The 11,982-nt window shown below is 48.9% G+C and carries 11 protein-coding genes and 1 tRNA gene; 4 read left to right on the top strand and 8 right to left on the bottom strand.

Features of this window, described 5'->3' with window-relative positions; translation table 11 throughout:
- Positions 1-507 precede the first annotated feature (507 nt).
- Together FC99_RS00080 and FC99_RS00075 are read right to left on the bottom strand one after the other, a co-directional pair.
- Positions 508-981 (bottom strand): C40 family peptidase, encoded by a 474-nt coding sequence (locus FC99_RS00080; protein WP_048734131.1) that lies wholly within the window; start codon positions 979-981, stop codon positions 508-510.
- Between the two features lie 149 nt (positions 982-1,130).
- The gene (locus FC99_RS00075; protein WP_048734132.1) at positions 1,131-2,087 is read right to left on the bottom strand and encodes a linear amide C-N hydrolase; all 957 of its coding nucleotides are present in this window, start codon (positions 2,085-2,087) and stop codon (positions 1,131-1,133) included.
- Between the two features lie 150 nt (positions 2,088-2,237).
- Here FC99_RS00075 and FC99_RS00070 point away from each other — a divergent pair, with 150 nt between their 5' ends.
- Complete coding sequence (locus FC99_RS00070) at positions 2,238-2,864, top strand: LVIS_2131 family protein (RefSeq protein ID WP_048734133.1); 627 nt, start codon at positions 2,238-2,240, stop codon at positions 2,862-2,864.
- Positions 2,865-3,092: 228 nt separating this feature from the next.
- On the opposite strand, the gene FC99_RS00065 is transcribed toward FC99_RS00070, so the two are convergent.
- The 3 genes from FC99_RS00065 to FC99_RS00055 all read right to left on the bottom strand — a co-directional run bounded on the left by FC99_RS00065 (position 3,093) and on the right by FC99_RS00055 (position 5,716).
- A complete protein-coding gene (locus FC99_RS00065) occupies positions 3,093-3,647 on the bottom strand; it encodes a M15 family metallopeptidase (RefSeq protein WP_048734137.1) in 555 nt (184 codons plus the stop codon).
- Between the two features lie 931 nt (positions 3,648-4,578).
- Positions 4,579-5,229: an NAD(P)H-hydrate epimerase gene (locus FC99_RS00060; RefSeq protein ID WP_191979303.1), complete on the bottom strand. Its 651-nt coding sequence runs from the start codon at positions 5,227-5,229 to the stop codon at positions 4,579-4,581.
- Positions 5,230-5,257: 28 nt separating this feature from the next.
- Positions 5,258-5,716 carry a MarR family winged helix-turn-helix transcriptional regulator gene (locus tag FC99_RS00055; RefSeq protein ID WP_048734142.1) on the bottom strand — a complete coding sequence of 153 codons (459 nt, stop codon included), beginning with the start codon at positions 5,714-5,716 and terminating at the stop codon, positions 5,258-5,260.
- 135 nt (positions 5,717-5,851) lie between these two features.
- Here FC99_RS00055 and FC99_RS00050 point away from each other — a divergent pair, with 135 nt between their 5' ends.
- Positions 5,852-6,178, top strand: a complete 327-nt coding sequence (locus FC99_RS00050) for a hypothetical protein (protein ID WP_048734145.1) — start codon at positions 5,852-5,854, stop codon at positions 6,176-6,178.
- Positions 6,179-6,224: 46 nt separating this feature from the next.
- Positions 6,225-6,296: transfer RNA gene (locus FC99_RS00045), tRNA-Arg, on the top strand.
- A gap of 141 nt (positions 6,297-6,437) precedes the next feature.
- Here FC99_RS00045 and FC99_RS00040 read toward each other — a convergent pair.
- Complete coding sequence (locus FC99_RS00040) at positions 6,438-7,325, bottom strand: LysR family transcriptional regulator (protein WP_048734148.1); 888 nt, start codon at positions 7,323-7,325, stop codon at positions 6,438-6,440.
- A 446-nt stretch (positions 7,326-7,771) separates the two neighbouring features.
- Between FC99_RS00040 and FC99_RS00035 the strand changes: the two genes are divergently transcribed.
- Positions 7,772-9,328: an MFS transporter gene (locus FC99_RS00035; protein WP_156166924.1), complete on the top strand. Its 1,557-nt coding sequence runs from the start codon at positions 7,772-7,774 to the stop codon at positions 9,326-9,328.
- Positions 9,329-9,466: 138 nt separating this feature from the next.
- On the opposite strand, the gene FC99_RS00030 is transcribed toward FC99_RS00035, so the two are convergent.
- Together FC99_RS00030 and FC99_RS00025 are read right to left on the bottom strand one after the other, a co-directional pair.
- Positions 9,467-10,408, bottom strand: a complete 942-nt coding sequence (locus FC99_RS00030; protein WP_048734151.1) for a 3-hydroxyacyl-CoA dehydrogenase family protein — start codon at positions 10,406-10,408, stop codon at positions 9,467-9,469.
- Between the two features lie 185 nt (positions 10,409-10,593).
- Complete coding sequence (locus tag FC99_RS00025; RefSeq protein WP_235805835.1) at positions 10,594-11,679, bottom strand: family 20 glycosylhydrolase; 1,086 nt, start codon at positions 11,677-11,679, stop codon at positions 10,594-10,596.
- Positions 11,680-11,982 lie beyond the last annotated feature (303 nt).

Here is an 11,982-nt window from a genome sequence, read left to right as displayed (position 1 = left end):
CATTGTCAGATGAATTATATTATTTCATCTGACAACCACAGAGGGATCATAACAATCGAAATAAGGCACTGGGTTGTTTTTGGGTATTGGTTGTTGGTTCCTTGTATCGTAACGTGCGCCAATAGGTAACTTGTTCCGCTTAAAGCTGATAACCAGAAAATTCCAACCCAAGATTATTCGGTTATTATCCTTAATAATTATCAGCTAATCGCTTCGCATTCTTGTTTTTTTAATCTTTGGATGATGGCTGATGAAACGGTTTGGTTGTGTCTTGCGGAATAGTCCCCAGCACCAGCGGCTTCCGAAACGCGCTCCACGAGGCAGGTCCCTGCGCTTAACACGAAGAGAGGTCCCCATTCGGCAGCGCCGAATGGGGACCTCTCTTCCCGTTAATGCTCAGGACCTAAGCGCCTTGCTTTACGCTCTACCAAGAAGCCCCCGTCGCGACGTACGACGGGGGCACAGTTTATTTCATTTATGAAGGTTGGAACTGTTTGTGAATCCTAATTATTTAACGGAACCGACACGAGCGTAACCAACCGCGTGCCACCATGGGGCGTGAACGGCTTCCGTCACGACACCGCGGTTTTGTGAATCGATCATCCGACCGTTACCGACGTATAAGCCGACGTGGGAGATAGAGTGCTTGGAACCACCGAAGAAGACCAGGTCACCCTTCTTGATGTTCTTGTAGCTCACATGCTTGTACTTATTGTATTGAGCTTGGGCAGTCCGGGGAATGCGCTTAGAAGCACCCTTCTTGTAGACGTAGCTGGTGAAACCAGAGCAGTCAAAGCTAGAAGGACCAGTTGAGCCCCAGCCGTAAGGTTTGCCAAGTTGAGCCTTAGCGACCTTGTGAATCTTGCTGTAAGATATGGTTGCGGCATTAGCATCAGTGGGCTGCATGATTTCAAAGCCTGCAACAGCAAAAGCAACAGTGGCCAGTAAAGTTAAAATAATGTTCGTAAACGTCGTCTTCATAAATGTAAATAAACTCCCTTAATTTCAAATTTGTTTTTAGTATTGAATATCTTTCGATGTGTTTAATACTATCAGGGAGTTGTTACAGAAATGTCTCAAACCAATATCAATCGGATTAAAGGTGAAGTTAAGCTTTGCAACATTTACAGTTAATCGGCTGAATAAGTGTGAGGGAAACGCCGGTGGGCCGCCATTTCAGCGGTTAATGTGATTTGTTGCAAACGGCCCGTCGTGCGCGGAATAAAATTGTAAGTTAAAGTGTCCAAGTCGATAACGGCCCGGTAATGCGTATAGTTGTGGTTGCCTTGGTGGCGTCGTGTCGCATCGTAGGGCAGGATAACTTCGGCTAACCAGTGGAAAATACCGGTTACGGTTTCATCCGTCGCGGCCATTGGGAAAGCACCCCAACGCCGAATCGCGGTACTAATGAAGCGCTGTGTCGGTACGGTCCCGGTCGGTAGGGGGGCACCACTCACCAAGTAATCTCGAGCGGCAGTCACCGTCGCACCGGTAAACTCTGGGCCAGTAACGCCGAGAAAGTCATTGAGATTCTTGAGGTGGGTCCCCAGCACCGGTGTGTTGGTTAATACATCCGCAGGATCACGCTGGGCGGTCAGGGGGCCACCGGTGGGTTCAATGACCAGTGTTTGCCCGCTGCGGTCGCTTAGGATCCAGTGGAAGGGGTAGACGTAGCGGTCCTGCCCCCATTTGCGACTGACCAGGGTCACCCGTGGCAAATCGGTGACAATCTCGGCTAGCGTAGCATGTTCACCCAATGCCCAGTTAATGAAGTCCTGCGGCGTCAGATTGATTTTTCCAGTGACCGGGTCATCGGCGTAGTCGACGGCCCCAGGGAGGTAAAGTTCGGCACATGTGATACCGCTTTCATTTATGCCGTCAGCCAACAGGTAGGCGGAGAAATCAATGGCAGGTCGGCCCCCACCGAGGATCGCATAACGCGTGGTCCGGGTGGTGTTCAGCGCCGTTTGCCACTGGTAGTTGCGCGGTAAAAAGACTGGCCGCCAGGGTGTGGTCGTGGGAAAATCCATGGTGCGCGCAAAAAAATGGTGGTTCGCAGCGGAGGTATAGGTTAGACTAGTACACACAAGGGATTCCTTCTTTTTCTTCATATTTACGTTTAGTATAACGTAAATTGGCCGAGACAGTGGCTTGTATTCCCGGAGCGAATCTCGTAAGCTAGTAAAGAAGTGAAATACCCGAATTAAGTTTTTAACTATTGGAAGGGAATTGGGAAAATGAAATCAACTTGGAACCTGGTGGGGATGGGCGTTTGGCTGCTCGTCCTCATCGCGCTGGTCTGGATGGTACACGATATGCGTGTCCGCCGGATTCGGCTAATTGTTAAGGAACACCACAGTTTTTCGTGGCGCAACTTTACCATCTCGACGATTGAACTTGTGGCGTGGCTCCTGGTCTTCGGGGGCATGAGCTACACGACCTTTTTCCAAAACGTGAACCACTTAGGCGACCGGGTCAGCCAAACGACGCGCTACGAGCCGTTGGTCATCAACACGGGTGATGGCAGTGGCTCGTCCTATTACGTGACGGTCAACAATAGCAAGGGTAACAAGCCGATTCAGACCTATACTTATCTGACCGAGGGTGAAAAATACCAGGTCAGCAGTACGGACGCCACCGTATCGGATGGAAAAAAGGCCATCAACTTACCGGCGTCTGCTTATAAATGGGATGCTAAGAAGGTAATGCGGTATGATCAACGTCACCAAAAGGCATGGGTCGGCGTCATTGAGACGACCTATAAGAAATCGTTCGTAAACGGATTGGGCTTGCACGCGGGTCGGCTGGCGGATCGCTTTACGCTGATTCGGATTCCGGACCATTCGTTCATGCTCGATCAATAAAAGAGTACAAAGAGTGGGATGTCGGAGGATTAGCTGGCGAGTGTTAGGGCCGATAACCGAAGAATCCGGAACTTAGAGTGTGGGGTTACCAGTTTTAAACGGAACCGGCTACCCTTTGGCGCTCGTTTCAGCACTATAATTTAAGAGACACAAAAGGCCTGGAATTTTTCCAGGCCTTTTTCGTCGTACTCGGGGGAGTGACTAACGTGGTACAGAACACAACTACCTTTAAAAATCATTGGGGTTGGCCGCGGCCGGAGCGTAGTCGTCCATTTGCGCGTCACGGTAGTCCCACCATTCGTTTTCGTAGCCGAAGAATCCGGCGTCACGCATGGCTTGATCCAGAATCTGGTAGTGCTTTTCCTGTAATGGCGTTCGCGGATGGTCGCGGTGTGCGGCGGTCGTGAAGTCGTCAAAAGGTGTTTGCATTTCCAGTTCGTTCCCGGCGGCATCACAGAGCGTGAGGTCGAAGGTCACCCCTTTTTGATGGGAAAAATTGGGGTTGGGCTTAGCCACAAACGAAGGATCGGGATAAACGGCATAAAGGCGTTCCTGAGCGGATACGGGGCGATAGGCGTCCCAAATTTTTAAGCGGTAACCCTGTTCACGCAGCGTCGCACTGGCCGCCGCTAATTTCTTAGCCGTGCCAGTCCGCGCAATTGCGGTGGTGAAGTCGTAAATCACGTGATGGGTAAAGTTGTCCGGGGTGGCGTAGCGCAGGTCGACAAGGATGCTGGGGTCCAGCGCTTGGACGTTGGTAAAGCCAGTTTCGATTGATGACATGGGGCACCTCCTGTAGTTGTTAGGGTCAGTATACCGGGTATTGTACGGAAAAGCTTGTGAAAGGGCTCAGTTCGGCTGGAAATAAACGACAAAATTTACGGAGTGGCGACAATGATTTGGTGGTCGCCTTACCGGCCGCCAAATATGGGCCGGAACGGTGTGAATACAACTTGAAGCCTCGAAACCCGCGAGTCTTCAAGTTTGGTTTTCTACTAAGTCAGTGGGAAGGTCACCCACTAACTAAGTAGAACGACGCGCCTGGGCCCATATCTGGCGACCTCTCGGCTTACGTGGTCGTTCTGTGGCAACTGTGGAGTTGTGATGGCAGACTGGTTATTGTTTTCTGTCTGAAGGTCTGTGTAATTTTGACGCGTACTGACTACTGTGGAATTGCGCAGTCAAGCGATTGGAAGTTATTTGTAGTGAGTGCGGTGACCGAATCTACTAGCTGACATACAGGTGCACCTTATAAACCAGTGAATAGTGGACAAACAAGTAAAATTGTCTTCAGGAACTCAGCGCTTGTTATGGGAGTGCTCAACCTAAGCCGGAGGAGGCCAGGGATGCAGCCAGCCGTGGCAATCCTGTTAGCTGGCCGTTGGCTAGCTAACAGGATGGGCGACTTTGGAGACACGTGGTTTTCGTGGCTTCAAAGCGAGCGAGAAGACTGGAGCATTTCCAGTCTGAAGCGTCCCCACAGCAGGCGGAATCCCTGGCAGCCGCAGTGCGCTAAAGTTTAACCAATCCAGGTTTAGGTTTTGAGCTTAAACTCTAACACACCAAAAAACGTCCAACCGATCAAAGGGTTGGGCGCTTGTTTTAGTCGGGAAACACGAAAGTCACTCCACTTCCGTACCGTCTATTCTACAGGAAATGGTTAACGACTGGGGCATTTAACGTCTGGTTGGTACGGTGGGCTAGCAAACGTGTTCTAGCGCGCATGCTCCAAACGGTCCTGGGCGTAAATCCCGATGTCAGCAACGTGAATGGTGCCGCTGTGTTGCTTGCCACTGGTCGTTAAAAGACCGACCTTGTTGTAGGCCATGGTGGTGGTGCTGTCGGCAACGACGGCAACGCCGAGAACGTCGCCAGTATCGGCGTTGATGCCGGATGGCACGTCGATGGCGACGGTTTTCGCGTCGGCCGCGTTAATGGCGTTGATGGCATCGGCGAATTTACCAGTGATCAGCCGGGACAGGCCGACACCAAAGATGGCATCGACGATCAACGTGGCGTTGACGATGCGGTTGAGGTCGGTGATCCGCGGAATGCTGTAGTAATCGGCGATTTTGAGCTGTTGCTTGGTCTGTGGCGTGGCGTTGTCGGGATTGCCTAAGAGGTAGATCTCAACGTTGAGGCCGCGAATCTTGAGCAAACGGGCAACGGCGATTCCGTCACCACCATTGTTCCCGGTGGCGGCGACCACGACGATTCGGCTGAGGTCGAAGTCGTCGTTTAAGATGTTATTGAAGGTTGCCAGGGCCGCGCGTTCCATCAGGACGAGTGCGGGGATGCCGATTTCATTGATTGTGTGGGCATCGTAGCGTTGGGCTTCAGCAATAGTAATGGCTTTACTCATCAAAAATTCCTCCTTCTGGGAAAAAACGCGGCTAGTGGCTCTCCGATTGCCGGTCGTCGACTTGTAGGACGCGACTAGAAAGTAACTGGAGTTGAGCGGTAATGGTCGCGTAATCGAAATTACTATCGGTTGGCGTGGCCAATTCCCACCAATCGTGGAGAACGGTAATGGCTTGTTTTACCAATTCCTTACCGTCCGCGGTCAATTTGAGCCGGCGGTTGCGGCGGTCGGTGGGGTCAGTCTCCTTTTGCAGGAGTGAGAGCTTGACCAGGTGTTGGACCATCCGCGCCATAAGGCCTTCATCGACGGCCATGGTCCAGGCCGCCCGCCGTTGGTTGAGGTGACTAGTTTCTGAGACGAGAACTAACAAATAAAATTCGGTGATATTGACTGGCATTTTGTCGGCTTCCAGAATCTGGTTCATTGCCCGCTGAAATTGGCGGTGGAGGATGGCCAGATTCGTGGTAAAGTCGAGTATCGAGTCTTCCATGAGCCGCCTCCTTAATCGTAATTGCTTAACTTACCCCTAGTTTACACCAGATTGCGTGGAACGATAACGCTTTGACTCTTTTCTTTAGCAGGAAGTGATAGAATAGCAGTAAAACTAATTATGGGAGGCACCGCCGTGTTTGTTCAAGTACCGACTGATATGGATGAAGTGCAGATGCGCCAGCTACAATTGAAGCAACAGGGAGAAACGGTCACGGAGGACGTGATCATTCGCCAAGCCGTGCTCGACATCTTCCAAAATTTATTGGACCAAATTGAGGATGGCCACTACGATACCGCCGCGTGGCAAGACGAAACGTTAACGGTTACGGACATCAACGGTGATTTGATGGCCACGGTCAAGCCAAAGGAAGAGACGTTCATCGCCGACTTTCGCAAGAGTTCGGACGCCACGGAGGAATATTTGGAGCAAGAAGCCATCCGCGCTGCCGGGGGTCGATAAATTATTTGGCTACTGGACTAATTTAGGACTAAAATAAAGGTGTTGTGCGCCCTTAGTGTAATGGATAGCACATGAGATTTCGGTCCTCATGATCCGAGTTCGACTCTCGGGGGGCGCATTTTTTTCGGAAAAGTGAATAGTATCGTTGAGTTGACGCCATTTTGATGTGGCGTCTTTTCTTTTTGGTGACAGTTTTGTTATGAAAATAGTCCAATTAATGGTAGTAATTACCATTGACTGGACTATTTTTGTGGTTCGCTTACCGCTGAGGAACAGACGGCCATTGTTGCTGAACGTCCCTAATTAGTTGAGTGAGTCGTTTTTTCTGTGGGAGTAAGTAGCTGGCATAGATGGGCATCTGAGCGCTGTCGTCACTGATTGGAATGGCAACGCGGTCAGTATCCGCTTTGATCTGCTCACTAAAAAAGGGATCGCTCTGCGAAAGGTTGGTCGCGAAGAATGGAAAATTTGAGTGTGCCGTAATCTCAGCGAAAGCATCGCGGTCGTCCTGATACATAAATTTTGCGTCGGCAATCTCATTTTTAATAATGTCGTTCCAGGGACCAATTGCCCGCATCACGATAAAGCTCAAGCCCTTCAATTCAGCAAATGTTAGCGTTGTTTGGTTGGCTAGATCCATGAATTGATTCAGGTTGACTTGCAGCCGTTCTTCGCCAACGTATTGGGATTCAATCGTGTCTGTAAAAATTTCTTGGTTAGAAAATATTAGGGAGTATTGATTGGCGTTAAGCGCCGTTTCAATGCCCGTAGTTAGAACAAACTTATCGGTAATCTGAATTTTTTCTTTTAGTGTAGATTGTAACTGATTGAGTAAAATTTGGGGGCCAGGAACGGTCGCAGCCAGTGTAGTGGTGTGGCGACTGCGGTCGTAATTTTGGACTTTAGTGATCATTGCCGTATTTTCTGCTAGCAATCTAGCGGCCTCTTTAGCGGCTAGTTCGCCAGTGGGGGTGAGCTTGATGCGATTGGCTTGGCGGTCAAATAGCTGAACACCAAAGTCATCCTCAAGCTTTTGCATTCCCCGGGTGACCGACGGCTGAGTCACGTTTAGTTGCGCCGCGGTCTGGGTCAGGGTTCCAGTCTTAGCGAAAACGGTGAGTTCTTCTAATAAGTAACTTTCAATCATAGTCTCAGCTCCTAAGCATGCGTTAAACGTATGGTAGCATGCTTATCTGGTAATTTTCAAGGGCCAGTTTTGGTTTTATTATTGTCATTTTTGGTGACGGGCAGTAGTTTATCCGTGCACTAAATGGTGGTCTGGCAAGCAGATTAGGAGGGCAATATTTCTGGAATTCTAGCGTTGACAACGGGTCGAAAAGACCTATACTTTGTAAGTTGTTGTCCCCTGCTAAATGTGTATAAATTGTTAAGATAAGACGCTTTGACATCGTAGGATAGGCTAGAATGGATTTCTGAAATAATTTTGGTTACGAGGTGTGAAATCAGATTAGCAGTTGAAATGGGGGCGCACCCTTGAGCTACAGATTGCGGAGAGTGAAATGAAAATAAAATGGACGAATCAGCAGTTAGCTAATTTAGGACCGGCTGAGGTAAATGGAGGAAATCAACAAAATGACTAAGTCATCGCGAAATTGGATTGGGCTGGCGGCCCTTTCCTTGGGGGTCTTCATGGCTTTACTAGACGTTACGATTGTTAACGTGGCGTTGCCAACTATGGTCCGCGACTTCAATGAATCGTTCAATAATGTGCAGTGGGTCTTGAACGCCTACTCCCTGGTGTTAGGGGTCACGTTGCTGATCGTGTCGAAAATTGGTGATATGTATGGGCTGAAGCGCATCTTTGTGCTGTCGTTGGCTGTCTTTGTCTTGGCATCGGCCGTCAATGGGATGGCGCCGAATCTGCTGGTCTTGGATATTGGGCGGGGCGTGCAGGCCTTAGGTGGCGCGGGGATGAATGCCCTGGCCATGGCGCTAGTTGCTGTGAGCTTCAAGGGGAGCAAACGAGGCGTGGCGCTTGGTATTCTGGGTTCCGTCATTGGGCTGTCGTCGGCGTCCGGTCCCCTGGTCGGCGGTTACTTGGTGGCCCAATTCGGCTGGCGGTCGATCTTCTACGTCAACATTCCAATTGGGGTTATCGCTATTATTTTAACTATGATTTATGTTGATGAGGTGCCAGATCTGAGTCGAAATCATAAAATTGATTTTGCCGGGATGGCGCTGTCAGCCGGGAGTTTATTTGCCCTGATCTACGGGTTGATTTTAAAGGAAAGCCACCTGAACTGGAGTTGGACGAGTCCGCAAATGCTGGGCTGGTTTGGCGCGGCCGTTCTGTTGTTTGTCCTCTTCATCGTGGTTGAGAGCAAGCTGAAACAACCGATGGTCAACTTGGAAATGTTCAAAAATCCCCATTTTGTCGGTACGGTCATCGTCGCCTTGGCGCTGGGTGCCGGGATTTATTCCTACAACACTTATCTGACGGCCTTGATGCAAAACTACATGGGATACTCGGCGCTGCAAGCTGGGGTTCGTCAATTGACGATTAGCATCTGGTCCTTGATTTTAGGGCCGTTGACCGGGTATTTAGGCAATCGTTATTCGAAGAAATGGATGATTAGCGGCAGCCTATTCTTGGGTGGGATTGGGTTCCTCATGCTGGCTAACGCAATGACGGTGAAGGTGTCCTTTGCCGAATTGTGGCCGGGAATGATCCTGATGGGAATTACCAACGGGCTGGTCAATCCACTCTTGAATAGTACCGGGATGGAAGGCGTGGCGGTGAGTGAGATGGGGATGGCCTCCGGGCTGATCAACGTCTTCCGGCAAATCGGGGTGACGCTGGGAATTGTGAGCCTGGGGTTGGTCCAAAACAACGTTTACGAAAAGTACCTGACCGCTCACTTTGATCAAATCAACATGCCAAAGGCGGCAGCAACAGGGATTCATAAGGCATTAGTCAGTGCTGGGCCGTTCTCTGGTCACAACATTGCTTTCAGTACCCGCCTGTCCCAGATGCCATTTGGGCATGCCGTTCAACAGACGGTGTGGCAGGCGTACGCCAATGGGACCCGAGCAGTCACGCTGACGTCGGCTGGCATTGTGGTCATTGGGGCTATCTGTGCCGCCATCTTTATGCGGAATCGGCGAGCTTCGACGGAGGAACTTGATTAGTTTGATTTCGGCTTGGACGAGTTTGTCTGGGCCGTTTTTTTGTAGATGCGATTATGATTTTGGGTAAAAAATAAAAAACTGATGCGTGACAGGTGTATTAACGCCTGACGTATCAGCTTGTGGAAGTCTATCTTTTAATTAGTTTTGATCATCTTTCAATTGCTTCAATAAATCTTTATCTCGTTGGGCGACCATATCGGCACCAACTGTTCCTTGCCAATCATAGAACCCTTTGCCGGTTTTATAACCAAGTTCATTGGCTGCTATCTTTTTGGCTAAGGCTGGATCAGTACCAGTGTCATTACCAAGGTCAGCATAGAGATAGGAGCTGATATTTTTAAAAACATCGAGTCCGCCGAGATCAGCACTAGCAATTGGACCTACTAAGTTCCAGCGACGACCGAGACTGTATTTGACGATATCATCAACAGCTTCTGGACTTGCAATGCCTTCATCGACGATATGGAGGGCTTCTCGCAAGACTGCTAATTGAATTCGATTACCTACGAAGCCCAATGATTCCTTTTTCAGGCCGACAGCATGCTTACCAACGTGATTCATTAATTGAACGGTTAAATCAACAGTTTCACTCGTGGTATCTTTACCAGGAACGACTTCGACCAATGGCATCAATTGTGCTGGATTCCAAAAATGGGCGACAACGAAACGTTCAGGATGTTTCAAGACACCTTGAATAGCTGTTGGACTCAAACCAGATGTGTTGGTGGCTAGAATAGTTCCCTCAGCAACTACATTTTCTGCCTGTTGCCAAACCTGTTGCTTGATTTCCAATTTTTCAACGATAGATTCAATGACGAACTGAGCATCACTTAAGGCCACTTGATAATCGGTCGTTGGATGGATTCGGTCAATAATCGTAGCGGGTTCTTCATTAAGCATACCGGCTTCTTTAAATGTTTCTAGGTCATGCTTGATGGCGGCTATCCCTTTAGTCAGAACATCATTTGAGGTATCAAGCAGGTTAACACGATAGCCGTGCATTGCAAACTGTAAGGCAGTCGCATGACCCATGGTGCCTGATCCAATGTTACCAATTGTTTTGATTTGCTTGAGTTCCATAGATACTTACCTCCAAAATAAAATTTAAGCCTAGGCCGCTTTTTGTTACCGCTTTGTTTTGAAAAATATTTGATAAACGTAGATAAAATTGATAAAAAGGAAGATCTTTAATCGCTGTTATATCAGCAACCATGGTGTGTCATACTAATTTTATCAGAGATAAATCGTAGATAAACGTAGATAAATCACTTCGGCACGTCAATCCGCCGCACAAAGTCCACAATCGTCTGCACCGACACACCTTTTGAGTCGTGCCCCCACAGACTGACTAACGTACCGGTCGTTGTTACATCAGATTCCACCGTACGATTCTGGTTTTGGCCGTACACGTCGATTTCATTGAACAGGTTGGGGCGATACTGGTCGTGCAGGTAGTCCAAAAAGTAGCGGTCATCGTTGGCATTGTCGATGTACTTCAGCTGGTAGTAGGTGGCGTAGCTGTTGGCGTTCACGATTTTTCGTTTGGCAGCGACTAAGTCAGGTACAGATACTCGTTTAGCCTTACGTGAGTTGAGCTGACGTGCCTCTGAGTGATTACCGGATTGAGACCAGTAGTTGATGACGATATTGGTGTCTAATTTGGGCAGCTCTTTCTTGTACAGGGAATCATTCCAAGTGGTCGTGGTAAATCCGTGCTTGTTTTGATCACGATTGATCTGGTTGATGAAGGTCGTCAGCGACTTGTGAGCAGCGCCGTCGCCAGGGACTTCGTCGGCACCTAGGATCAGGTCGCGATGCGGTTGATGTTTAAAAGCGGCGTCTAATTCATGGTAGATTTTCTTGACGACCGTGATGGATTGCTTCTTAGTGTAGTCGATGGTCTGTTTGTCAAGCTTAACGGCGCGATAGGTCTTGGGATGTTTACGCTTCAACTGCTTTAAAATCGCACCGGCATGTGACGGGAAGTCCACGTCAGGAACCACTTGGACGCCCTTAGCGTTGGCAAATGTCACCAGCTTTTTCAAGAGGCGTTGTGAGAGCACGGTGGCCGACGCCTTATTGCCAAGGTAAGCCGAGTGAAAACTGAGATGTTCGTTGTCGCTGAGGTGCAAAACGACGTAGTCCAATTTGGCGGTCGCCGCGGCGTCGATGATTTTTTCAAGACTGGGTTCGGACAAAGGATGCCGGCCAAGGTCTAGCAGTAGGCCCTGCCGGTTATTCAACTGTGATGGTTGGACTGCGGCATGGGCGGCCAGTGGTGTTTGTAAGATGAGTAGGCAACTCAAAATGGCGATGATACTGGTGAGTAAGGGATGATTTTTCTTTTGCACGGTTGGTTCCTCCAAAGCAGGTTGGATTGAATTCGCAGTATTGAGTAGAATCGTTATTTTCGGTTGAGACGCACTACCCTCATAGTACGGGAATTGTTGGCAAAATCATAGGGACAATCTGACCGAACGATTGGGTAATCTGGTTATCCTAAGAATGATTTAGGTGGCTGAGAATAAGGAACAACTTAGTAGTTCGAGAAAATCAATCAAATTTAGGAACTGAAGCAATTTTCATAAGAATTTCTACGGCAAATTTTATAATCAAGTTAGCCACTTAGAATTTAGACCAAAATAAATACACCA

The organism is Levilactobacillus koreensis JCM 16448 (assembly GCF_001435525.1).
In the GTDB taxonomy this organism is placed as follows: Bacteria; Bacillota; Bacilli; order Lactobacillales; family Lactobacillaceae; genus Levilactobacillus; species Levilactobacillus koreensis.
This window is presented reverse-complemented; position numbering and strand designations above follow the sequence as displayed.

Excerpts from the sequence above, each read along its gene's own strand:
- FC99_RS00080 (WP_048734131.1), bottom strand. The coding sequence starts at position 981 with ATGAAGACGACGTTTACGAACATTATTTTAACTTTACTGGCCACTGTT.
- FC99_RS00070 (WP_048734133.1), top strand. The coding sequence starts at position 2,238 with ATGAAATCAACTTGGAACCTGGTGGGGATGGGCGTTTGGCTGCTCGTC.
- FC99_RS00065 (WP_048734137.1), bottom strand. The coding sequence starts at position 3,647 with ATGTCATCAATCGAAACTGGCTTTACCAACGTCCAAGCGCTGGACCCC.
- FC99_RS00055 (WP_048734142.1), bottom strand. The coding sequence starts at position 5,716 with ATGGAAGACTCGATACTCGACTTTACCACGAATCTGGCCATCCTCCAC.
- FC99_RS00040 (WP_048734148.1), bottom strand. The coding sequence starts at position 7,325 with ATGATTGAAAGTTACTTATTAGAAGAACTCACCGTTTTCGCTAAGACT.
- FC99_RS00035 (WP_156166924.1), top strand. The coding sequence starts at position 7,772 with ATGACTAAGTCATCGCGAAATTGGATTGGGCTGGCGGCCCTTTCCTTG.
- FC99_RS00030 (WP_048734151.1), bottom strand. The coding sequence starts at position 10,408 with ATGGAACTCAAGCAAATCAAAACAATTGGTAACATTGGATCAGGCACC.